Below are 22,959 nucleotides of genomic sequence, written 5' to 3' on the forward strand. Positions count from 1 at the left end.
GTGTGTCGGCAGGTTATTCGGCGTTTTTGATGCAGCGGACGGGAGCGGCACCGTACGCACCCTGATAGGCAACGGTCAGTCGGTTATTCTTGGCGTTGTAGGTCAGCATCCCGGCATAGTATTGTATGTTCTTGATGCCGCTCGTCGTATCGTCTGCCGTGTTGTAAGTAAGTTTGTAGGCCGTGGATGAAGCGAAATAACCCATGCCATAAGCCGACTGGTCCACAGCGGATTTCGTCGCTGCATAAGCGGGAGCCGCCACGGAACTGGCTGCATTGATATAGCCGTAACCGGCGATGTTCAACCCGTCGGCATTGAGTTTCGGAATCGGTGCTCCCGACTCAGCCGCATCGAAATAGGGCGAGGTCGGATCGGAAAGGCTGCCGCTTCCGGTACCGGCCAGTTTGAGCCATTCGGCCATGGTCGGCACGTGCCAGCCATCTGGGCAGATACCCTGCACGCCCTCCTTTTTGTCGAAATTGTCCGCTGTAAATTCGCCGGAGATCCCCAACAGCATGGGGTAGCTGTACAGCAGGCCATTGGTCTCGACCAAGGCCGGATCGGCAGCCTTTTCCAGATTGCACGGATACCATACGCCGTTCCCGTCCGAGGGATCGCTCGATGGAGTTTTCCCCTCCGGCACATACCTCAGGTTCTCGGCCATCCACGTGCGGCCGTCCTTGAGGGTGACGATCTTGTATTTCACGCCGCCCCACTCCACCGTGGGAATCTCGATCGTTCCCTCGCCGTCGGGCAGCAGTTCGTCGCCATCCTCCCAGCCGGCGATCGCTCCGGTGTATTTCACCTCGATGTCGGCGGGCTGGACGTTGCATTCCATGCCGCGGTTCTCACCCGACTTGAGGTCGGTCACCCCGAGCGTCTGCGTACGCTTCTTGCCGTCGGCCGTCGCCACCGTGACCTGGAGTTGCACGCCGCTCTGGGGCACCAGCAGCGCATAGTAGACCGACGCGGAGGCCTTGTTGGCCGTCACATCCACCTTTTCGGCGCCCTCCTTGGCCGTGAAATCTCCGGTCCCGGGGTCGAGCACACCCGTGCCGACTGCGCCCTTGACGACGATTCCCGTCACATCGGAACCCGATTCGTTGGTCACGCGGATGACGATGCGCGCCATCTTGTGCCGAAAGGTCATGGCTGTGGACGAAAGCGTGGGTTTCACGCCCGCCTTGACCGCCACGATCAGGTCCGAAGCCTTGTAGTTGTCGCCGCCCTGGTCCGCCAGGACCGCGAACTCCGTGGGGACGGTCGCTCCCTCGGCAAAAGGATAGTAGGCCAGCATCGTCGAGGTGGCGTTCACATCCTCGTACCAGAGGAATCCGTCGCTCTTGAAATCCGTGCCGTCGAACGACATCAGTTTGTTGTCCACGAATTGCGAGCCGTCGGCATTCATCGTGATGCGCAGGCCCACCCGGTCGCCCAATTCGAAATCGGTATCGGTCGCGCGTGTCGATTTTGCGGAAGGCGTCAGCGCCGGATTGGCGATCGTGGGGTTAATGCGGACCGTCCGGTCGCCCGCAGCCGTCGTTCCCTCCTCCTTGGAGCAGGCGGATAAAAGCATTGCCGCCAGCGCCATCATCGTAATCGAGTTTTTCATAATAGGATGGTTTTAAAGTAATTTAAAAATTATACCCTACGCTCACCGTCGCCCGCACGCGGTAGGACTGCGGCGCGAAGCGCAGGCCGAAGCCGTGCTCGTAGCGGGCCGAGAGGTCCACGTAGAAACGGTGTATGTTGCGTCTGAGGCCCGCTTCGACACCCACGCGGTCGGCCGTGAGGTATTCGTTCTCGCGGTCGTACCAGGCGCTCAGCCGCTCGGGGTAATCACCCGGTTCGGCGGACGACTCATAGCGTCGTTCCCGCTCCGAGAATCCGCCCGTGCGGAAATCGGCCGCCAGGGAGACCTCCCAGAATCCGAACATGCGGATGACGGAAGCGTAGATCTCGGCATAGCGCAACTTCTGCCCCTTGACCAGCGGGTACATGAGCGTCGATTCGCGGTTGAGCTCGGAATAGGCCGCCCCTGCGCGCAGGTCTGTCTTTCGGGTCACCCACTCGTACTCGCCCCTCAGGTCGAGGCTCCGGCGCCCGAACGTGGGCGTCGAGCCGTGGATGCGGGGATTCGAAACCCCGTTGACCGTCTCGTAGGTGATGATGTTCTCGTTGTTCTGCTGCCGTTGCCACGCGAGCCCCAGGCGCAGGAAATGCAGGCCGGATGTCCCGCCGAGCGTCAGCGCCGCATCGGCCGTCACCCGGTCGGTCGTGAACTCGTGCCAGATCACGCCCCGCTCGCCCGTCTCGCCCTGCCGGTTGCGATAGGTCGCGTCGACATAGAGCGGGCCGTATTGCAGCTCGACGCCCGCACCCTGGGTATTCTCCCGCACGGGGAACCCCGATACGCCGCTGGTGGTCAGGTGCATGTCGCTGCTCTCCCACAGTTGCAGCGACCCGTAGCGCAGCCCCCGGTCGAAGAACGCCTCGTAGGAGTCGGACGAGGAGCCGATCTCCTCGGCCTCGAGTTTCTCGGAGTTGGTGCCCACGATGTAGGCGGCCCCGAATGCAAAGCGTCCCGCACGATACATCGCGCCGGGTGCGAATTCGAAATCCAGCCGCGTGTTCTTGTGGCGCAGGTCCTTGCGCTTGGCGTAGTTGCGGGCTTCGAACGCGACATTCAGCCCGCCCGTCCAGCGCCGCCCCAGCACGGCCGCGACAGCGCCCGTGAAAGCATAGGTCTCGCGGACCTTGCGGCCCGGCGTGAACTCCAGTATATCCACGGGATAATATCCCGGAGAGGTGAACATCGACCCCGCCATGTTGCGGCCGTCGAAATAGTCGTAGGCGAAGCCGCCCCGGAACGACACCTTGTCGAAATGGCGCACCGACTCGGTCGCGGCCCCGGCGTTCCAGCTGTCGTCCGAGGCCGAGGGGTCCGCCAGACCGCCGTTCTCCTTGGTAAAGTAGACCACGGCATAGGAGCGGCTCAACGTATCCTGCCGGATGCCCGCGGCATTCACGCTCCCGTTCCACGCATTGCGGCGCACCACGTAGTCGAAACGCTCCTGCGCCCCGGCGCCCCAGGCGGCCAGCACCGCCCCGATCAGCAATATCCGTCTCATAGGCTCTCGCGCAGGGATTGTGTCTCACGCTCGTAAAAGTCGTTCGACGAGTTGTTGGTATCGACGAGGATTTCGAATCCCGCGGCGCCCGAGGCCTCCTCGTCCCGCTTGCGGTGGACGGTATGGCCCAGCGAGGTGCCCGAAAACCCGAAATACCCGGCATCCACCTCGCCGTGGAGGCGCTTGTTGCGCACCGCCTCGCCGGCATTGCACACCTCCGCCCCGTCGACGATCCACTCCCAGGGAATCTTCGAGTAGAGGATGCTGCTGTTCTGCACCGTCGATTGCTGGTCGTCGGCCAGGTAGGCCTCGAGATCGACGTCGGACGGCGCTCGGAAGAGAATCACGGCGGGCGAGAGATCCGAGATCACATAGGTGTTGGCCCCGTTCTCGCCGCTGCGGCCCGTCTTCTTGAGCACCTTGAGGTAGTGCGACGGATCGATCCGGTCGCCCGGCACGGGCGTGGGGTTGGCCTTGTTGCCGGGATAGAGCGCCTGGTCGTAGAGGACGAAACAGCCCTCGCGGTCGAGGTTCACCGAGCGGGAGTAGGTCTGCGTGTGGTCCACGCCGTGGAACGCCACCACGGCGTCCTCGCCCGGTTCGAGCGGGAAATCGGTGCCCGAACCCGGGAATGCCCAGATGCAGTCGGGCACGGCGGCATAGTCACGGAAGAGGATATTCCCCGACGGATCGATGCTCGTCCACGGGTTGTTGGCGTTCGAATTGTAGGGCGCGACCATGTCCAGACACAGCCCGTCGAGGTAATAGGTTTCGAACGAGTTGTTGTGCAGGACGATGTACTTGTCTTTCTTGTAAGTCCCCGTGGCGGGCGGGTCGACGGGGCAGCCGCCCGAGTAGATCTCCTTGATGAGGATCGAGCCCGGTTTGGCGGCTTTCAGCTCGACGGTGAGCGCGGCGTCCTCGCGGGCCAGGTCCACCTGCTCGATGAGGCCGTTGAAGACCACCTCCGCCGAGGCCCTGTCGAGCGACGAAAGGCGGTAGTGACCGGCCGCCACACGGAAAGCGGCCTCGCCCCGAGCGTCCGTAAGGGCCGTATAGACGTTGCTCGTGTTGCGGTCCGCCAGCCGCACCTCGACCCCCGCGCGCAGGTAGGAGCCGTACTCGGTAGGATAGATCAGCCTTACGTCGAGCGTCCGCAGCGTATCGCCGTAGGGATTTCCCTCGAACGAGGTGCAGGCCGCCGGCAGCAGGCAGAAAAGTATGCAGACAATCCGTTTCATCGTTTCAGAATTTGAGCCGCAGCGTGAGTCCGTAGTAGAACCCGGGCGTGAAGACCGCCTTGACGCCCGTGGCCCACGAGCGCACGAACGGCCGCGAGTTGGTGAAATTGTTGGCATAGAACGAGATCGAGACGTGGTCGCCGATCTCCTTGGTAATGCTCAGGTTGGCCGAGAAATAGGGGTCGTAGCCGTCCGGATCGTAGGTGTAGGCGTTGGCCGAACGCAGCAGCAGCGAGGCGAAAGCGGGGTCGTTGCGCTCGGCATCGGTGAACGGACGGCGGTTGCCCTCCAGGTCGATGTAGGCCGTGGGCCAGATGGCCGTATAGCTTCCGCCGCCGTAGATCGAGCCGCCCGTGGGGTTGCGGTTCTCATCCACGTTGAAAGCGTATTCGCGCCCACCCAGTTCCGAGAGGTTCTGCGACCGCCTGACCAGCGAGGCTTCGAGCCGCAGCGAGACGATCATCCGGATCGAGGGCAGGTGCGTCGTGGCCGTGAGGTTCATGTCGAGCGCATGGGTCTTGCGGCCGTTGTAGGTCACCACCGAACTGCCCCCGTTGTCGGCATAGATGCCCACATAGGGGTAAAAGTCGCCGCCCGAGGTGGTCGAGGGGTAGTAGGCCGCCTCGCCCTCGTTGACGTATTTCGTGTAGCCGTAGGCTCCGTCGAGCCGCAGCTGCGTGCGGATGGGGTTGATCTGCGGAAAATCGACCACCAGCTCCAGCCCCATGCGGTCCACGGGCGATCCGTTGTCCTGGCAGGTGTTTTTCACGAACGTCCGCTTGGTCGAGGTCACGGGCATGGCGATCCACCCCGGCGAGGGGTTGTCGGCATCGCGGACGAAGATTTCGCCCGTCTGGCTGTCCACCCGGAACAGCGGATTGGAGGGCATGCGGTAGGTGGTTCCGTCGGGCAGCGTCGCGGGCAGGCCCATCAGGTTGTAGGTGAACGGCTCGTAGGAGGCGCTCAGTTCGTAGGGGTACCGGGTCCGGTTGAAATAACCCACCAGCGAGACGGAGGTGCCGCCCAGCCGCAGGTCCAGGCCCACCTCCGCGTTGCGGTTGCGCTGCCAGCGCAGTTGGTCGTTGTAGCGGATTTCGAAAGGCTGCGTGTGGTAGACGTAGGCGCTGCGGCCCGCGGCGTAGGTGGTGCTGAACACGCGCGTATCGCGGTACTGGGGCTCGGGATAGAGCACGTTGAACGACGGCAGCTTCTCGGTGATGCCCCAGCCGCCGCGCAGGGTCACGGCTTCCGAGATGCGGAGCTTGAGGTTCAGACGCGGCGAGAGGCTCTGCGTGTTTTTGTACTGCGAATTTTCGATGAACGTCTTTTCGGCGCGCAGCCCCGCCATCAGTTGCAGCGACACGGAGCCCAGCGGCACGGTGAGCGTCTCCTCGACGTAGGCCGCGAGGTTGTGCATGTAGGGAATGTCGGTGTAGGGCCGCGGCCGGTAGCCGTTAGGCGCAAGGGGGGGGGAGTCGTAGTACGCGCCCTTGCCCACATTGCCGTCGGCGCGCCACGAGACGCCGACCTTGGCGTGGCTGTGTATGCCGCCCCAGCTGCGGACCCACGAGGCTTTCAGGTTGGCCGCGTAGTCGAGCTGTTTCGAATCGACGTAGCGCGTGGCATAGTAGGTCGTCGGCAGCATTTCGGCCTGGTAATAGCCCTCGTCCAGGCTGTGAACCGCCGGGCTTTCGGTCGCCGAGGAGAAATAGGCATGCGTGCGCGCCAGATTGTCGGCATAGTTGAGCGAAGCATCGAAATCGAGGCTGGTGATCCACTTGCGGTTGAGCTGCCACTTGAGCGACGTGTTGACCCGCACGGCGTTGTCGCGCTCTTTCTCCCACTCCCCGACCATCGCGTCGGGATCGTCCTCGGTGTTCATGCCGCCGATATTGGCCGCCAGACCGAGGTTGAAGCGCAGGACCTGCCGAAAGGTATTCTGGTAGTTGAGCGAGAGGCCCGTACGCGCATAGGAGGTGTAGGGCGAGGTGGGGTTCTTCGTGGCGCGGGTGTACTCGACGCTGCTGTTCAACACCCCGCGGTCGCGGCCCAAATCGAAGCCCTTTGAGGCCGAGATCTGCTTGGTGCGCGGATTGGTCGAGAGCACCAGCGTGTAGGGGGTTTTGCCCTTGCGCGTCCGGACTTTCACCACGCCCGAGGTGATGTCGCCGTATTCGGCCGACGGAACGCCGGTCACCACCTCCACCGACTCGATGTTGGTCGAGGCGACGTTGCGCGTGCTGGCGCCCGACATGTCGGCGAGCGAAGCGTTGGTCGAGAGCCGTACGCCGTCCACCTCGACGGCCGTGCCGAACGAGGCATTGCCGGCCGAGGAGCCGCCGTCGCGCAGCGAGAAGACGTTGTCGGTCATCAGGTCGGGATTCACCGTCTTGCCGCCGGGCAGCAGCGAAGCGATGTCCGAGGCGTTGACCATTTGGAGGTGGTCGATGGCGCTGCCGCCGATCGAGCGCGAGGTGGCCATGGCGTTGGGGGCCTCCCGGGCCGTAACGACCACGCTTTCGAGCGTCAGGTTGTCCTCTGGGGCATAGAGCCTCAGCGAATCGACTCGGCCCCGGATGTCGATCTCCGCCACGGTGGTGACGTAGCCCAGACACGACACGGCGAAGCGCGTCTTTCCGGCCGGCACGCCCTTTACGAAGAAATTGCCGTCGCTGTCGGCCACGGCCCAGAGTCCGTTGCCGGGAAGTTCCACGACAGCCTGCCCGATGGGCTTGTCGGTGCCTGCGACAAGCACCTTTCCCGTCACGTCGAAACGCTGGGCCAGGGCGAGCGCAGGAGCGGCGGTATACAGAATCAACAGGAAAAGTTTTCTCATAGCAGCCCTCCTAACGCAACAAATATAACAAAAAAGAGCCGTACATATATCGCATATCGTACTTTTTTTTGCCGTTTCGGTTGCCTGAGCAAAGGTAGAGCATCTTTTCGGGGGCTGCAATCGCCAGAAAAAGGTATTTTCCGAAGACGGGATCCGACGCTTGTTGGTAGGGAAACCGGCACGAAAAAAGGGCGGCCGAAACCGACCGCCCCGAGGCTGCGAGATAACCAATCCCTCAAAAGTATCCCGACAGCGACCGGGTGGGTTTTGCAGGCTCTGCCCGGCACAGAAGCCTTGTGCGTCATTACATTCCCTGTGTGAATCAAGGCAGGACAAAGATATGCAATAAAATCTACGAATCCATGCCCGGAACGGATTTGTCGAGACGTCGGACCGAATTAACCGGTCGAAACGTCTGGCAATAATCCATGCGGACCGGATCGGAAAACAAATCGTTCGGCGAAAACGGGGGATTTTGGAAAAATTGCCCTACTTTTGCAGCAGTTCACGTGAAGCAGAGATGGAATGGCTTAAAAACTTAGTGGTCGAGCACTCGGCGTTGCAGGCCGTGGTGGTGATCTCGCTCATCTCGACCGTCGGTATCGGGCTGGGCAAAATCCGGTTCATGGGTATCTCGCTCGGCACCGCTTTCATCTTCTTCGTAGGGATCGTGGCCGGCCATTTCGGACTGACGCTCGACCGCTCGATGCTCATCTACGCCGAGAGCTTCGGCCTGATTATCTTCGTCTACGCGCTGGGACTCCAGGTCGGACCCGGCTTCTTCTCCTCGATGCGCTCCGACGGCCCCAGACTGCTCTCGCCCTCCGTCGCCGTGGTGCTGCTGGGCACGGCCGCCGCCGTGGGGATGACCTTTTTGCTGGGCGTCCCGCTGCCCGACATGGCGGGCATCCTGTGCGGCGCCACGACCAACACCCCGGCCCTCGGAGCCGCCCAGCAGACGCTCGAGCAGTTGGGGATGGACACCAACGGCGCAGCCCTGAGCTGCGCCCTGACCTATCCCTTGGGGGTGGTGGGCGTCATTCTGGCCCTCATCGCCGTCCGCAGGCTCTTCGTCCGGCCAGGCGACCTGGCGGGCCCCGACGTCGAGCACCGCAAAAACGTCTTCATCGCCAGCTACCACCTGACCAACCCCGCCGTTTTCGGCAAGAACGTCCACGACATCGCCGTCGAAAGCCACCACCGCTTCGTCATCTCGCGCCTGTGGCGCGATGGCCGCGTCTCGATCCCCACCTCGGACAAGACCCTGCAAAAGGACGACGTGATCCTGGTGGTCACCACACCCGGCGAGGCGGACGCCCTGCGGCTGATCTTCGGCGAACAGGAGAAGAAAGACTGGAACCGGGAGAACATCGACTGGAACGCGGTCGACAGCCAGCTCACCTCGCAGCGCATCCTCGTCACGCGACCCGAGATCAACGGCCGGAAACTCGCGTCGCTGCGGCTGCGGAACAACTACGGCATAAACATCAGCCGCGTCTACCGCTCGGGCGTGCAGCTGCTGGCCACGCCCGATCTGAGGCTCCAGCTGGGCGACCGCCTGACGGTCGTGGGCGAAGCGGCGGCGATCCGCAACGTCGAAAAAATCCTCGGAAACGCCGTCAAGAGCCTCAACGAACCCAACCTGGCGGCGGTCTTCATCGGGTTGATCCTGGGTCTTGTGCTGGGGTCGATCCCCGTCTCGCTGCCGGGCATCTCGATTCCCGTCAAGCTGGGGCTTGCGGGCGGCCCGATCGTCGTGGGCATTCTCATCGGCACGTTCGGACCCCGCCTGCACATGCTCACCTATACCACGCAGAGCGCCAACCTGATGCTGCGCGCGCTGGGCCTCTCGATGTACCTCGCGTGCCTGGGGCTCGACGCCGGCGCCCATTTCTTCGAGACGGTCATGCGGCCCGAGGGGGCGCTGTGGCTGGTGCTGGGCTTTCTGCTGACGTTCGTTCCGGTGGTGCTGCTGGGGCTCTTCTCGCTGCGCGTGCTGCGGCTCGACTACGGCTCGGTGGCCGGCCTGCTGTGCGGCAGCATGGCCAACCCGATGGCCCTGAACTGGGTCAACGACACCGTCGAGGGCGACAACCCGTCGGTATCATACGCCACGGTCTACCCCGTCTGCATGTTCCTGCGCGTGATCGTCATTCAGATCGTGCTGATGATCTTCCTTTAAGGATACGTCCGGCCTGCGCAGCGCCTCCAGATCGCTGCCCGTAGGGTTCTGGAATACCCTGAGGTCGAACTCCGGAATAATGGCCAGCACGTGGTCGAAGACATCCGACTGAATGCCCTCGTAGGCGATCCAATCCACCGTGTTGGTAAAAAAGTAGAGCTGCATCGGCAGGCCCGTCTCGGTGGGTTGCAGCTGGCGGACCATGAGCGTCATCTGCTTGTTGACGGGCACCTCGTTCTGCAAGTAGCGCACCAGGTAGGCGCGAAAGACCCCGAGGTTGGTCTGGTGCAGCCCGTTGATGCGCCGCTCCGCAGCGGCGATGCCGTGCGCCGTGTTGTAGGTCTCGACGCGCTTCTCGGTCTGGTCGATGTAATCCTTGATCAGGTCGATCGTGCGGTAGCGGTCGAGCATATCGGAGGTGCAGAATTGCACGCTGGTCATGTCGATGGCCACCGAACGCATCACGCGGCGTCCGCCCGAGAGCTGCATGGCCCGCCAGTTCTGGAACGATTCGCTCACCAGAATGTAGGGCGGCAGCATGACCACCGTGTTGTCGAAATTGCGGATTTTGACCGTCGTAAGCGACACCTCGATCACGTTTCCGTCGGCGCCGTACTTGGGCACCGAAATCCAGTCTCCGACCTGAAGCATGTCGTTTGCCGAGAGCTGAATGCCCGACACGAAACCCAGGATGCTGTCGCGGAAGATCAGAATAATCAGGGCCGCCGAGGCGCCCAGACCGGTCAGCAGAATGGTCGGAGACTTGTCGATCAGGATCGACACAATCAAGATCACACTGATTATCAGCGCGATTCCCTGCGCCGTCTGGCGCAGCCCCTTGATGGGTTTGTTCTGCCACGCAGGCCGGTCCGAGGCGATGCGGAACGCGGCCGAAAGCAGGGCGTTGACGAAGCGCAGGACTGTGATGACAACATACACCTCCATGAGCCGCATCACCACCTCGCGCGCCGTCGACGCCTCCTCGAAGACCACGGGGAGGATGAATGCCAGCAGCACCGCGCTCAGGATGTGGCACAACCGGTTCAGCACGTCGGTGCTGAAGAGTTCGTCGTCCCACCTTGCGCGCGTACGCTGCACCAACCGCCTCACGCCGCGCACCAGAATCAGCCGGCTGACGAAATCGAACAGCACGACCAGCACGACAGCCAGCGCCAGCGCCACCCAGCGATCCCAGCCGTCGTGCTGCGCGGAGGTAGCTCCCAGCCAATCCAGCAGGGCATCGGTCCATTTCTTCAGAAACGTCTGCATGCCCCGCCTATCCGCAATTTCCGCGCCGTGCGGTCGAACGCCGAAGCCCGCAAATACGCGTACCATCCGACCGCCCAATCCCTAACTGCCAAACCCGAGTCATTCCGAACGTCTTATCTTACCATTCCGACCGCCAGCGGGCCCCTCCTTGCCATCCCGACCGACCCTATCCAGCCCTCGCGGCCACACATTGTCATTCCGACCGACACACTTTGTCATTCCGACCGTCCCAATCCTGTCATTCCGATCGTCAGCGAGGAATCTTCCGTTTATGATCTTTCCCTTGCCTCCCGCAGGCTCCAAGCCACCGGACCGGTTCGTTTCGAGCATCTCGAAGCACGGACGGGCGCCGCTTCCCGTTTTCGATTTTAGAGGAGCAGATTTGCGCTTAAACGAGCAGCGCGCGGATGGGTAGTACATAAGTACGTCCCATTCGCGCGCAGCGAAGAGCAAGTGCAAATATGCCCTATAAAATCGAAAACTACCGTGGCTGGCCGACCTCGTAACCCAACGTCCGCATCCATTCGACGGTGGCGGCATCGACCTGATCCTCGCGGTCGGACCAGCGGTGCAGCTCCGTCAGACGCACGCGGTCCTCGTCGATGCGGCGGCGGATGGGAAAGTCGGGCCTCCGCAGCCCGGAGCGGTACTCCCGCTCGGAGGGGCGGATCGTGCGGTCGAAGACCTCGTCCCGGGTCGGACGCCGGGCGCCCTCCCACTTGAAGCCCTTGAGGTAGAGCTCCTGGTCGGGCGGAATCTTGTTCATCGGATAGAAATTGTAGACCGGATTTCCCTGCCAGGCGATGCGCACGACCTGCTTCTGTTCGATATAGAAAGTGATGCTGCCGCTCTCCACCACGCCCATCATCGTGATCTCGGGCGGCTCGCCGTCCTGCATGAAATAGAGGGTCTGGGCATTGCCGTTGACGTCGTTGCGGTAGATTTCGTTGTTGCGGAAATAGGCCGTCATGGTCTTTCCGGCCACCTGGTTGTAGTGGAGGGTATCGATTTCGGAGACCATCATCGGGCTGCCGATGAACTCGGCGCGGACGATCTGCTGGTTCTCGGTGAAGATGTCCATCACGTCGGAGGTGATCTGGTTGTTCTGGTTCCAGATCACGGGATCGATGTAGAGGTGGATCGTCGAGTCGGTCGAGATGGCTACGATCGAGTCGCAAACGGACTGGAAATCGGTGCGGAAAATCCGCACGTCGCGGTAGCCTTTCACGAGACGGTACATGGTGTCGCGGGGCGCGAGCGAATCCGGAGCGAGCGCCGAGGGATTCATCCCGAGGCTGTCCGCCGCGAGCGAATCGGCCACGGCGCGCTGAAGCGAATCCTGCTGGGCGCCGTTTTGTTCGAGGAGCGAATCCAGTTCCCGCAGTCGGGTCGAGTCGGCCGGGAACGGCTTGCCGCGTCGCTCGGCACGCAGTCGCCGCGCCCGGAGTCTGGCCTCGGCTTTCAGCCGCCGGGCCGCCAGCCGCTTCTCCTCTTTCTCATTCTGGGCCAGGAGTTTGGCCGTGGCTTTCTCCTGCCTGGCGGCCGCTATCTCGGCCAGTTTTTCCTTTTTGGCCTTTGCGGCGGCCGCTTTCTTCGCGGCGGCGGCCTTGCGAGCCTCCTCTTTGAGGTAGGCCTTGCGGGCGTCGCCCACCAAAGTATCGAGGGGATTGACGGGCTGCGGGGCCAGCGAGTCGGCCTCCATGCGCAGCGAATCGACCGGCTGGGCGGAGAGGAGCGAATCGGGCCGCGAGAGCCGCAGGCTGTCGGAAGCGGGCTTCAGCGAGCGCAGCGCCCCGGCCAGCGAATCGCTCGGTTGCACAGGTGAAGCAACCAGGGTGTCCTGCACGGCGGCAACCGCCGTGCTGTCGGCTTGGGCCGCGGGCTCGTCCCGCTCGAAGACGGTGAAGAGAAAGAGCGAGTCGGCGCGCATGAAGAGCGAGTCGGGCCCCTGCGAGAGGTCGTAGCTCACCACCGACGGGCGCCTGGTGAGAAAGGCGTCGCCCGGCTCTTTCCAGTACTCGCCGTAATCGCCGAACAGAAGCACCTTGTGCTCCGTGTCGTCGATCTGCAAATCGTGCCGCAGGATGACGTGCTCCTCGGCGCGGTAGTAGTGGATGCTGTCGCTCCACATCTCTTCGTCGGGGGTGAGCACATAGCCGTTGCGCGTGACGATGTAGAGCGTGTCGGCTTTGTCGTAGGCGCCGCGGTCGGCATAGAGGTAGTCGCCGTCCCGGCTCCAGATATTCGTCCGGTCGAAGAAAAAAGCGTTGTCGGTGGCCATGTTGTAGACCACCGAGTCGCCCTTGAGTTCGTATTCGTCGTTGCGCATCTCGACCCGCTCGACGCAGATGAGCTCTTTCGAATCGGCGTAGTAGTAGCCGCGCACCGATTCGAGCAGGTTCTCGCGGTTGAGCATCACCCCGCCGCCATCGAACTCGCCGATGTTCTCCTTGGTGTTGAACAGGAAATCGTAGGTGTAGAGCGTGGCATCGCCGTCCACGACTTTCACGATGTCCGAATAGACGCGCGCCTCGTTCAGGTCGCCGTTGTATTCGGCCCGGTCACCGTAGATGTAGGTGGTGTTCTTGTTGATCAGGACGTTTCCGAAGAACTCGATCCGGCGGTCCGAGTAGCGGACGGCCGAGTCGCAGGTGATGACCGCGCCGTTGTGCTGGGCGGCGAAATTGCCGACCAGGAAGATCACCGAGTCGCCCGGCGCCACCGGCCCCGAGAGGTCCGACTTGAGGTCGATGATCTTCTTCTCGGACTCCGCCTCGGTACCGGTTTCGGTCGCGCGCGGTCCGGTCGGGGGAGGCTGCATGCCGCCGCGGGCGAAGAACACCCCGCCCGCCGCGAGCGCCACGGCCGCTATGGAGACGATCCGGCGCACGGTGCTATTTCACCCAGTGTTTGTTCTCGAACTCGCCGTCGCGGAATTCGGGCGTGATAAAGACGTACATGCCGTCGATCTTCTTGCCGAGCCACTCCTTGAATATCCGCTCCTTCTTGTCTGCGAGGGCCATATCCTCCAGACGCAGGTAGTCTTCGTTGAGCGAAGCCGTATGCGTGGGGATGATCTCCACGAGCTTGACGATCTTGCCCAACTGGTTACCCAGAATATCCTGCGTCAGAAAGGCCCCCGACACCTCTCCGGGCTTGAGTTTCGAGAGGGCGTTGTAGTCGTCCAGCGCGTTGAAATGGGCGAAATCCTCCTTGAGGAACCGGGTGACGGTCAGCTTGGCGTCGAATGCGTTGAAACGCTCCAGAATGTCGTGGTTCGAGACGATGCCGCCGTTCATCTTCGACGTGGCGTCGTCCGAATGGAGCAGCGCGGCACGCTCGAACGTGATCGAATCCCGGTGGATCCGGTCGGCGATGCTGTCCAGCACGTTCAGCGTCTCGCCCAGCTCTTCGGTCGTATAGACCGGACGCAGCAGGATGTGGCGGAAATGGTAGAGCTGGCCGCGCTTGTCCAGGAGCTGGATGATGTGGAACCCGAACTGCGACTCGACGACCTCCGAGATCTGCCCGGGACGCATGTTCTCGAGCGCCGCAGCGAACGACGGATCGAGCCCCGCCAGCGGCGAGGGGTCCATCTCGCCGCCCCGCATCATCGTTCCGGGGTCCTGCGAGTACATGCGGGCCAGGTTCTCGAACTTGGCCTTGCCGGTGATGACCCGCTCGCGCATGTCCAGCAGCCGCTCGCGCGTACGCTGCTTGGCCGCGGTCATCGACTTGGGGAACTTGGTGATCTGCGCGTAGACGTACTGGTCGGCGACGGTAGGCAGGCTGTCTTTCGAGATGGATTTGTAGAAGCGCTCGACCTCGCCGGGAATGACCGAGACCTTGCCCGTCACCTCATTCTGCATGCTGTTGGCATAGGCCTGCTCCTCGTACCGGCGGCGCATCATCTCGCGGATGTTGAAGATGGCCATGTGGTGTTTGGCCTCCAGCAGGGGGATCGACCCCTCGGTATCGACCATCTGCTGCACCTGCTCCTCGACATGGGCGGCAATGTCCGCCTGGTTGATCTGCACCGAGTCGATCTGGGCCTGGTTGTAGAGCAGTTTCTGCGTCATCAGGGCTTCGAGCGCCTCGTTCATGGGGTCGCGGTCGGAGGTATACCCCTCCTGCCGCCGCTGCTCGGTGAGCTGGCGCGCGTATTCGTCCACCTCGGAGTAGAGGATCGACGACCCGCCCACCACGGCCACGACCTTGTCGAGCATCACCTGCCTCTTCTGCGCGACGGCACCCGCTGCCAACAGGGCGAGCGCCACGGCCATCATACCTTTCTTCAACATCTTCTATTCGTTTATCGTTTTTATTCTTCTTTTCCGTTTTCCGGTTCGTAGACCCGCACCTCGCCCTGCTCGGCCGAACGGGCATACAACTCCTCCTCGTAGCGGCGGATCGCTTCGCCCTGCCGCTGGTTGAAGAGGATGCGGCGGATGATCGGCCGCAGCCGTTCGAGCGGTATGGGCTCGCCCGCGCGCCGCACCTCGTCGATCTGGAAATAGTAGTAGGAGTGGCTGTCGCGCATCTCCTGCACGCCGCTGGACGCCAGCAGCGAGTCGTAGCTGGCCGAGCGCAGCGTGGGCAGGTAGCTCAGAAACTCCGTGTAATCGACCCAGCGGTCGCGGAAATCGCTCACCGTAAATTCGTTCTTGGCGCAAATATCGTGAAAATCCTGCTGTTTGGCCTCCGCCGGGGAGCCCATCAGCTCCTTGAGCTTGCGGGCCTGGCGGTAGTTCTCGCCGAAGCGGACGATACGGCCCTTGACCAGCGTGCGGTCCAGCTTGAAATCGCCCTGGTGAGCGTCGTAATAGGCCGCAATGTCCTCCTCGGTAAAGGTCGTGTCGACCCAGCGGTCCACATAATGCTGGTCGAGCTTGCGGATCAGCAGCGCCTGGCGGTACTCCTCGACCATCTTGTCGATGTCCGCGGCCGAGGAGGAGAAGAGTATCTCGGCCTCCTGCAGCTTGAGCTGCTTGCGCACCCAGCGGTCCACCCACACCTTGACGAACGCCGCGCTGTCCTCGGCGGCCATCCCTTTCGGGGCCACCGACCTCAGGTCGCGCAGCAGCAGTTCATTGCCGCCGGCGCGCGCCACGACCGTGTCGCCTCCCAGATAACGGGGCAGCTCCCGGCAACCCGCCAGGAGCAGCACCAGGGCCGCGACCGCTATTTTCGTCCGCCGATTCATCATTGACTTACCGGGCAAAGATACGCTTTTTTACTTGTATGTAACGCGGCGCGGCACGGATTATTACTCCGCGGCCGCAATTTTCTCCTGCGCACCGAGCCGGCGCAGGGTGCGCCAGACCATGTATCCCGAGACCCCCGTGACGGCCAGCGCCGCAATGTAGATCACTGCATAGAGGGCGCGGCTCTGTACCATATCGTACAGCAGTATTTCGCCGTTCCCCGTTACCAGCAGCAGGTAGGCCACGGCGTTGTTGAGCGCATGCAGGATGATGACGGCCCAGAGCGAATCGGTGGCGATATAGATGAATCCCAAAATGAGTCCTATGACGAAAGCGTTGATAACCAGCGTCGGCTGTACGTGCAGCACGCCGAAGAACACGGACGATACGAGCCACGCCGTCAGCACGCCGTAGCGTGCGCGCAGCGAGCCCAAAATGACCCCGCGGCAGATCAGCTCCTCCAGCACCGGAGCCAGGACGACCAGCGCCACGATCGTCCACAACCCGCGTCCTACGTCGGGCGAGGACACGGGCAGCAGCGCCAGCAGGGGTTCCACGACGATACCCGCCGCGATCATCAGCACGAAAGCCCAGAGCAGCAGCACCGGATTCAGCCCCCGGCCGGAGAAACGCAAGAGCGGACCCCGCGCCCCGCGTACCCGGCGGTAGCGGCGAATCAGGAGGTAGGCCGGGAGCATCGAGAAGAGGTAGGTTGCAGCCAGCAGGCGCCCCATCGCAGCCGGGTCCAGCTCGTTCATATTCCGGCCGCCGACCAGCAGCACGACCGCCGCCACCAGCCCCACGCCGATTTGCAGGCCGAGGACGATACCCAGCATGGCGAACAGATCGCCTACCGACGGAAATTTCTTCCGCACGATCTCCTGCACCGGAGCATTCGGCGCGGCTGCGGATTCCCGGCCGGGAATCTGCGGATTGTTTTCACTCTTCATAATGCGCACAGTCACAATTTTCCAAGCCCAAAGGTAAGCATTTTTCGGGAACGGTTATGGATTTCCGCGGATTTTGTGTAAATTTGCCCGATTATAATCCCGTTCGAAACATGGCAAAGGTTATCGCATTAGCAAATCAGAAAGGGGGCGTGGGCAAGACCACCACGGCCATCAACCTCGCGGCCTCGCTGGCGCTGCTGGGCAAAAAGGTCCTGCTGCTGGATGCCGATCCGCAGGCCAACGCCACCTCGGGTCTGGGTTTCGACCTCGACCTCGAGGGTATCTACGAATGCATCGCGGGCAGCAAGAGGCCCGAGGAGGTGATTCTTCCGAGCGAGGAGGTGAAAAACCTCTGGCTGCTGCCCTCGTCGATCGATCTGGTGGCCGCCGACACCGAACTGGCGAAGCGGGACGATGCCCATTTCGTAATGAAGCGTCTGGTGGACTCCGTGCGCGAACGGTTCGACTACGTCTTCATCGACTGCTCGCCCTCGCTGGGCTACACCACGGTCAACATCCTCACGGCCGCCGACTCGGTGCTCATCCCCGTGCAGTGCGAATACCTGGCCCTCGAGGGGCTTTCCAAACTGCTCAACACCATCCGCAAGGTCAAGTCGGGTCTCAACCCCGAGCTCGAAATCGAGGGGTTCCTCCTGACCATGTACATGCGCAACCGCCTGAACAACCAGGTGGTCGCCGAGGTGCGCGAGCATTTCGGCCCGCTGGCCTATGACACGATAATCCAGCGCAATATCCGTTTGGGAGAGGCCCCCTCGCACGGCAAACCCGTCATGCTCTACGACGCCTCGGCCGTCGGCTCGGAGAACTACCTCAACCTGGCGCGTGAGTTTTTGAAAAGAAACAGGAAGAAGAATTCATAATTTAAAATTCACAATTCATAATTACCGGTAATAATCGTTTGCCGCCGCCGGCACGCAAGCTCCTCCCGAGGGAGCGGTTCGGGGTGGGGTCGGAATTACGAACGACGCCGAAGGCGGCGCAAACAGCATTCGGCAGCGAAAACGGACTGACGGATAGATAACAGAAAAAGGAATTACAACCATGAAACAACCAAAGGGCTTAGGGCGCGGACTGGACGCCATTTTCGGTTCCGAGCGGATCGACGCCGGGCTCAAACCCATGAGCCGGATGGCCGAGATCGAGATCGAGCGGATCATCCCCAACCCCGCGCAGCCGCGCACGCAGTTCGACGAGGAGGCGCTGGACGAACTGGCCGACTCGATCCGCCAGCTGGGCGTCATCCAGCCCGTGACGGTCAAGAAGACCGCCGGCGACCAATACATCCTCATCAGCGGCGAACGCCGCTGGCGGGCCGCGCAGCGTGCCGACCTGAAAACCCTCCCGGCCTACATCCGCGAGGTGGACGACGAGAACCTGCACGCCATGGCCCTCGTGGAGAACATCCAGCGCCAGGACCTCAACGCCATCGAGATCGCGCTGGGCATGCAGCGCCTCCTGGACGAGTGCAACCTCACGCAGGACGCCCTCTCGGAGAAAGTGGGCAAAAAACGCTCGTCGATCGCCAACTACCTGCGCCTGTTGAAACTCCCCGACCAGGTGCAGCTGGCCCTCAAGGAGGGGCTGATCTCGATGGGCCACGCCAAGGCCATCGCCGCGGCTCCCGCCCCCGAGCAGCTGCGCCTGCTGAAGCGGTGCCTCAAAAAGGGCCTTTCGGTCCGCCAGGCCGAAGAGCTGGCGCGCACGCTCTCGGAACGGCCCTCCGCCCCGGCCGCCGAGGCGGAGGAGGAGTACCCCGAGAGTTACTCGCGGCTGGTCGAGCAGCTCGAACGCTTCTTCTCGCAAGACATTTCGATCAAGCGCTCGAAGAGCGGCGGAGGCCGGATCACGATCAGTTTCGCGGACGACAGCGACATCGAAAATTTCATCGAACGCTTCTCGAAGCACTCCTGACGGTATGACGGCACCCCGGTTGCGCTTTTTGCTGCTGGTCCTGCTTTTCGGGATCGCCTCGCTGCCCGCCTCGGCACAGCTGCGCCGCGGCGCCCGCACGGTGGTCCGGGGCGGCATGTTCGAACGGCCCGACTCGCTGCGCCTCAGGGCCGATTCGCTCGCCCGTTCGGCTTTCGCCCGCGCGATGGATTCGACCCTCAGGGCCGAATACCTCGTCGACTCGGCGCTCGTGGCGGCCCTGCGCACCGACGACCGGCATACGCTCGACTCCATCGCGCTGGCCGAGTTCCGCTTGGGCGGCGTGCGGCCCGACACCGTGAAGAAGCACCTATTCAAGAAAGGGTGGTTCATGAGCGACTCCATGTCGCTCTCCAAGGTGTGCTGGATGTCCACCGTCGTGCCGGGCTACGGCCAGATATACAACAAGCAGTACTGGAAACTGCCGATCCTCTACGGCACGGTGGGCGCGGGCCTGGCGCTGTTCCTCCACGAGAACAAGAACTACAAGCCGCTCAAACGCAAGTACGAGGCCATGACCGACATCAGCCTCACGCGCACCCCCGAGATGAACGCCCTGCAAACCAAGATGATCCGCAGCAACACGCGCCGCCAGCTCTACCTGGGGCTGACCATCGCGTCGTACATCTATTTCATCGGCGACGCGGCCGTGAGCTACAAGACCAACGACGTCTCGGACGTCAAGAAAGCCACCACGCTGGCCTGCATCTTCCCCGGCGCGGGTCAGATTTATAACAAGAGCTACTGGAAAGTGCCGTTCGTCGTCGGCGGCTTCGCCTCAATGATCTACTGCATCGACTGGAACAACCGGGGTTACCAGCGCTTCAAAAAGGCCTACAATCTCCTGGCCGACTACGAAGCCCATCCCGACAAGTACCCCGACGGCCCGACCGACGAGTTCCACGGGCGCTACTCGGCCTCGTTCATCCGCAACCTGAGGAACAACTACCGCCGCAACCGTGACCTCTGCATCATCATCACGGGCGCCCTCTACGTCTTGCAGATCGTCGACGCCCACGTCGACGCCCACCTGAAGGACTACGACATTTCGGACGACCTGACGATGAACCTCGAACCGCTGGTCGACTACACCTACGTGCCGAACCTGGGCGGCAACCGCCCCGTCTTCGGCTTCAACATGAGCATCAAATTTTAGCGATGAGAATCCTGATCCCGATCGTCCTGCTGCTGGCCTTTGCAGCCGCTCCGGCCGCAGCCCTCGACCGCAAACCCCGCAAGAAGAGAAAGGCCCGGACCGAAACCCCCGTACAGATGGCCCCCGCGCCGCAGGCCGCTCCCATGCCGGAGCCGGAGCCGACGCTGGATTCGGCGGCGCTGCTGCCCCCGCCCGAACGGGTCGACGACCTGACGCTGGGCCTTTCGGCCGCCCAGGCCGATTCGCTGGTGGCCGCCTGGAGCGAGCGGCAGCGGCAGGAGGCGTTCCGCGCCTTTTTCGAGAATTACGTGCTGGTCGACCCGCCCGCCGGCGACACCACCCCCGACTCGGTCTACACCCACCGCCTGCGGGCCCTCGCCTCGCCCGTCCAGCTCCCCTACAACGCCATCGTGCGAGGCTACATAAACCGCTACGTCGATTCGCGCTACGGCACCATCGGCCGCATCCTGGGCATGTCGCAATACTACTTTCCGCTTATCGAGGACGAACTCATCCGCTCCGGCCTGCCCGTCGAACTGCGCGCCCTGCCAGTGATCGAGTCGGCCCTCTCGCCCACGGCGATCTCCCCGATGGGCGCCGCGGGACTGTGGCAGTTCATGCCCTCCACGGGCAAGAGCTACGGGCTGGAGGTCAACTCGCTGGTCGACGAGCGGCGCGACCCGATCCGCTCGACCGAGGCCGCCTGCCGCTTTTTGAAAGACCTCTACGCCATCTACAACGACTGGACGCTGGCCATCGCCGCCTACAACTGCGGTCCGGGCAACGTCAACAAGGCCATCGCCCGCTCGGGCGGCAAGACATTCTGGGACATCTACGACTACCTGCCGCGCGAGACCCGCGGCTACGTCCCCGCATTCATCGGCGCCTCCTATGCCTATGCCTACCACCGGCAGCACGGGATCCAGCCCGTCGCGGCCCCCGTTCCGCTGTCGGTCGACACGCTGCGCATTTCGCGCCTGATGCACCTCGAGCAGATCGCCTCGACCATCGACGTGAAGATGGAGACCCTGCGCCAGCTCAATCCCCAGTACAAGCTGGACATCATCCCCGCCACGACCAAGACCTACACGCTCGTCCTGCCGCAGCGCAACGTGGCGCAGTACATCGCCCGCGAAGCGGAGATTCTGGCCAAGGACTCCATGTACCTCAAGGAGTACATCGACCCGGCCAACCTCGACAAGAAACGCCAGGAGCGCACCGGCACGGTCTACACCGTCAAGCGGGGCGACACGCTGGGCGCCATCGCCCGCCGCTACCGCGTCACCACGGCCCAACTCATGCGCTGGAACAAACTCAAAAGCGCCCACAAGCTGCGCATCGGGCAGCGCCTGCGCATCGAGGGACGATGATCCGCGACCGCGATACCATCGCCGCCCCCGCCACCGCGCCGGGCGGCGCCTTGGCCGTCATCCGCCTTAGCGGCGGCGAAGCCCTCACCATCGCCGACCGCATCTTCCGCGGCGCGGCGCCCTTGTCCGAAGCCGCGGGCTACACGGTCCATTACGGCCGCATCGTCGAGGGCGAACAAACGGTCGACGACGTGCTGGTCACCGTCTTCCGCGCCCCCCGCTCCTACACGGGCGAGGACGCGGTCGAAATCTCGGCGCACGGCTCGCCGTTCATCGTCTCCGAAATCCTGCGTCTCTTGATCGCCTCCGGCGCCCGCATGGCCGAGCCGGGCGAGTTCACCCTGCGCGCCTACCTGGCGGGCAAGCTGGACCTCTCGCAGGCCGAAGCCGTCGGCGATTTGATCGCCTCCTCGTCGCGCGCGGCGCATGCGCTGGCCTCGAACCAGATGCGGGGCGGCTACTCCGAGGCGCTCGAGGCACTGCGCGAAAGGCTGCTCCACCTGGCCTCGCTGCTCGAACTGGAACTCGATTTTTCGGAAGAGGAGGTCGAATTCGCCGACCGCTCCCTCCTGCGCGACACGATGCAGGAAATCGGCGGCCGGATCGACGCGCTGAGGCAATCGTTCTCGCTGGGAAACGCCATCAAGGAGGGGGTCGCCGTAGCGCTGGTCGGCGCGCCGAACGTGGGCAAGAGCACGCTCTTGAACCGCCTGCTGTGCGAGGAGCGGGCGCTGGTGTCGGAGATCGCCGGCACGACGCGTGACGTGATCGAGGAGCGGGCCAACATCGATGGCGTGGTGTTCCGGTTTCTCGACACCGCGGGCCTCCGCTCCACCGACGACCGGCTCGAGCGGATGGGGATCGAGCGTACGCTGGCGAGCCTCCGCCGCGCCCGGATCGTCGTCTGCCTTCTCGACGCCGCGAGCCTCTCCCCGAACGCCCTTTCCGTCGAGAGCCCGCACCCCTCCGACCTCTCGACCGACATTCCCGCCGGATCCGCCCCCGCTGCGCTCACCCCTGCCGCAACCGCTTATACCGCATCCTGCCCCGTCGAATCCGCACCCGTTGCAACCGTCCCCGCTGCGTCGGCTGCTGGCGTGTCCTCTCCTGCCGTTCTCCCTCCTACCGTTCTTCCTCCTGCCGCAACCACCAATACCGCTTCCTGCTCCGCCGGGTCCTCCCCCGCCTCAGCCGTCCCCGCTGCGTCGGCTGCTGGCGTGTCCTCTCCTGCCGCATCCGCCCCTGCCGCATGCACCGTTCCAGCCCCCGATTTTCCGCTGCACGCGGCCCAGACGCTTCTGACGGTGGTCAACAAGATCGACACCGTGCCCGGCCTCGTGCTCCCGGCCGGCGTCATCGCCATCTCGGCCAAACGGGGCGACGGCATCGACCGCCTGCGTGAGGCCCTGCGTTCGGCGGTCCCGACAGACGAACTCTACGCTGGCGACGCGGTGGTCTCCAACAGCCGCCATTACGAAGCCCTCACCGCCGCCCGCGAGTCGCTCGACCGAGCCCTTGCAGGCTTGCGCGACGGCCTGCCGACCGACCTTTTGAGCGAGGAGGTCCGCCAGGTCATCGACCGCCTGGGCACCATCACCGGCCGCGGCGTCATCACCCCCGACGAAATCCTCACCTCCCTCTTCAGCCGCTTCTGCATCGGCAAATAACCC

At 63.2% G+C, this 22,959-nt stretch carries 15 protein-coding genes; 6 read left to right on the forward strand and 9 right to left on the reverse strand.

Translation table 11 applies throughout. The annotated features are described in order from the left end of the window. Positions 1-13: 13 nt before the first annotated feature. Genes ACMQ11_RS10045 through ACMQ11_RS10060 form a run of 4 tightly spaced genes read right to left on the reverse strand, consistent with a single transcriptional unit; the run spans position 14 to position 7,208 of the window. Positions 14-1,612, reverse strand: coding sequence for a fimbrillin family protein (locus ACMQ11_RS10045; RefSeq protein WP_418992636.1), 1,599 nt, complete (start codon positions 1,610-1,612; stop codon positions 14-16). A 22-nt stretch (positions 1,613-1,634) separates the two neighbouring features. Beyond that, on the reverse strand, positions 1,635-3,131 hold the full coding sequence (locus ACMQ11_RS10050; RefSeq protein WP_418992637.1) for a DUF6850 family outer membrane beta-barrel protein: 1,497 nt from the start codon (positions 3,129-3,131) through the stop codon (positions 1,635-1,637). Further along, on the reverse strand, positions 3,128-4,372 hold the full coding sequence (locus ACMQ11_RS10055) for a DUF4876 domain-containing protein (RefSeq protein WP_418992638.1): 1,245 nt from the start codon (positions 4,370-4,372) through the stop codon (positions 3,128-3,130). Before ACMQ11_RS10055 ends, ACMQ11_RS10050 begins: the two co-directional genes overlap by 4 nt. Positions 4,373-4,376: 4 nt before the next feature. After that, the gene (locus ACMQ11_RS10060; RefSeq protein WP_418992639.1) at positions 4,377-7,208 is read right to left on the reverse strand and encodes a TonB-dependent receptor; all 2,832 of its coding nucleotides are present in this window, start codon (positions 7,206-7,208) and stop codon (positions 4,377-4,379) included. Between the two features lie 520 nt (positions 7,209-7,728). Here ACMQ11_RS10060 and ACMQ11_RS10065 point away from each other — a divergent pair. Beyond that, positions 7,729-9,390 carry a putative transporter gene (locus tag ACMQ11_RS10065; RefSeq protein ID WP_418992640.1) on the forward strand — a complete coding sequence of 554 codons (1,662 nt, stop codon included), beginning with the start codon at positions 7,729-7,731 and terminating at the stop codon, positions 9,388-9,390. On the opposite strand, the gene ACMQ11_RS10070 is transcribed toward ACMQ11_RS10065, so the two are convergent. The 5 genes from ACMQ11_RS10070 to ACMQ11_RS10090 form a co-directional block, all read right to left on the reverse strand. Further along, positions 9,313-10,659, reverse strand: a complete 1,347-nt coding sequence (locus tag ACMQ11_RS10070) for a mechanosensitive ion channel family protein (protein ID WP_418992641.1) — start codon at positions 10,657-10,659, stop codon at positions 9,313-9,315. The genes ACMQ11_RS10065 and ACMQ11_RS10070 overlap by 78 nt on opposite strands. 481 nt (positions 10,660-11,140) lie before the next feature. Beyond that, positions 11,141-13,549: an OstA-like protein gene (locus ACMQ11_RS10075; protein WP_418992642.1), complete on the reverse strand. Its 2,409-nt coding sequence runs from the start codon at positions 13,547-13,549 to the stop codon at positions 11,141-11,143. A gap of 4 nt (positions 13,550-13,553) precedes the next feature. Continuing rightward, positions 13,554-14,960 (reverse strand): peptidylprolyl isomerase, encoded by a 1,407-nt coding sequence (locus ACMQ11_RS10080; protein ID WP_418992643.1) that lies wholly within the window; start codon positions 14,958-14,960, stop codon positions 13,554-13,556. A gap of 20 nt (positions 14,961-14,980) precedes the next feature. Beyond that, positions 14,981-15,862 carry a hypothetical protein gene (locus ACMQ11_RS10085; protein WP_418992660.1) on the reverse strand — a complete coding sequence of 294 codons (882 nt, stop codon included), beginning with the start codon at positions 15,860-15,862 and terminating at the stop codon, positions 14,981-14,983. Between the two features lie 63 nt (positions 15,863-15,925). Further along, entirely contained in the window at positions 15,926-16,813 is an 888-nt protein-coding gene (locus ACMQ11_RS10090) for a lysostaphin resistance A-like protein (RefSeq protein ID WP_418992644.1), read from the reverse strand. Between the two features lie 110 nt (positions 16,814-16,923). Between ACMQ11_RS10090 and ACMQ11_RS10095 the strand changes: the two genes are divergently transcribed. From ACMQ11_RS10095 to mnmE, 5 genes are all read left to right on the forward strand, one after another. After that, positions 16,924-17,694 carry a ParA family protein gene (locus tag ACMQ11_RS10095; RefSeq protein ID WP_418992645.1) on the forward strand — a complete coding sequence of 257 codons (771 nt, stop codon included), beginning with the start codon at positions 16,924-16,926 and terminating at the stop codon, positions 17,692-17,694. A 181-nt stretch (positions 17,695-17,875) separates the two neighbouring features. Continuing rightward, complete coding sequence (locus ACMQ11_RS10100) at positions 17,876-18,745, forward strand: ParB/RepB/Spo0J family partition protein (protein WP_418992646.1); 870 nt, start codon at positions 17,876-17,878, stop codon at positions 18,743-18,745. Positions 18,746-18,749: 4 nt separating this feature from the next. Continuing rightward, a complete protein-coding gene (locus ACMQ11_RS10105) occupies positions 18,750-19,919 on the forward strand; it encodes a DUF5683 domain-containing protein (RefSeq protein WP_418992647.1) in 1,170 nt (389 codons plus the stop codon). 2 nt (positions 19,920-19,921) lie between these two features. Continuing rightward, positions 19,922-21,289 (forward strand): transglycosylase SLT domain-containing protein, encoded by a 1,368-nt coding sequence (locus tag ACMQ11_RS10110; RefSeq protein WP_418992648.1) that lies wholly within the window; start codon positions 19,922-19,924, stop codon positions 21,287-21,289. Further along, on the forward strand, positions 21,286-22,956 hold the full coding sequence (gene mnmE / locus ACMQ11_RS10115) for a tRNA uridine-5-carboxymethylaminomethyl(34) synthesis GTPase MnmE (RefSeq protein ID WP_418992649.1): 1,671 nt from the start codon (positions 21,286-21,288) through the stop codon (positions 22,954-22,956). Before ACMQ11_RS10110 ends, mnmE begins: the two co-directional genes overlap by 4 nt. Positions 22,957-22,959: the final 3 nt, after the last annotated feature.

This window comes from Alistipes sp. (assembly GCF_048465575.1).
Lineage (GTDB): Bacteria > Bacteroidota > Bacteroidia > Bacteroidales > Rikenellaceae > Alistipes.

What these genes read in the sequence shown, in the direction of transcription:
- ACMQ11_RS10045 (WP_418992636.1), bottom strand. Translation starts at nt 1,612, where the DNA reads ATGAAAAACTCGATTACGATGATGGCGCTGGCGGCAATGCTTTTATCC.
- ACMQ11_RS10050 (WP_418992637.1), bottom strand. Translation starts at nt 3,131, where the DNA reads ATGAGACGGATATTGCTGATCGGGGCGGTGCTGGCCGCCTGGGGCGCC.
- ACMQ11_RS10055 (WP_418992638.1), bottom strand. Translation starts at nt 4,372, where the DNA reads ATGAAACGGATTGTCTGCATACTTTTCTGCCTGCTGCCGGCGGCCTGC.
- ACMQ11_RS10060 (WP_418992639.1), bottom strand. Translation starts at nt 7,208, where the DNA reads ATGAGAAAACTTTTCCTGTTGATTCTGTATACCGCCGCTCCTGCGCTC.
- ACMQ11_RS10065 (WP_418992640.1), top strand. Translation starts at nt 7,729, where the DNA reads ATGGAATGGCTTAAAAACTTAGTGGTCGAGCACTCGGCGTTGCAGGCC.
- ACMQ11_RS10070 (WP_418992641.1), bottom strand. Translation starts at nt 10,659, where the DNA reads ATGCAGACGTTTCTGAAGAAATGGACCGATGCCCTGCTGGATTGGCTG.
- ACMQ11_RS10080 (WP_418992643.1), bottom strand. Translation starts at nt 14,960, where the DNA reads ATGTTGAAGAAAGGTATGATGGCCGTGGCGCTCGCCCTGTTGGCAGCG.
- ACMQ11_RS10085 (WP_418992660.1), bottom strand. Translation starts at nt 15,862, where the DNA reads ATGAATCGGCGGACGAAAATAGCGGTCGCGGCCCTGGTGCTGCTCCTG.
- ACMQ11_RS10090 (WP_418992644.1), bottom strand. Translation starts at nt 16,813, where the DNA reads ATGAAGAGTGAAAACAATCCGCAGATTCCCGGCCGGGAATCCGCAGCC.
- ACMQ11_RS10095 (WP_418992645.1), top strand. Translation starts at nt 16,924, where the DNA reads ATGGCAAAGGTTATCGCATTAGCAAATCAGAAAGGGGGCGTGGGCAAG.
- ACMQ11_RS10100 (WP_418992646.1), top strand. Translation starts at nt 17,876, where the DNA reads ATGAAACAACCAAAGGGCTTAGGGCGCGGACTGGACGCCATTTTCGGT.
- ACMQ11_RS10105 (WP_418992647.1), top strand. Translation starts at nt 18,750, where the DNA reads ATGACGGCACCCCGGTTGCGCTTTTTGCTGCTGGTCCTGCTTTTCGGG.
- ACMQ11_RS10110 (WP_418992648.1), top strand. Translation starts at nt 19,922, where the DNA reads ATGAGAATCCTGATCCCGATCGTCCTGCTGCTGGCCTTTGCAGCCGCT.
- mnmE (WP_418992649.1), top strand. Translation starts at nt 21,286, where the DNA reads ATGATCCGCGACCGCGATACCATCGCCGCCCCCGCCACCGCGCCGGGC.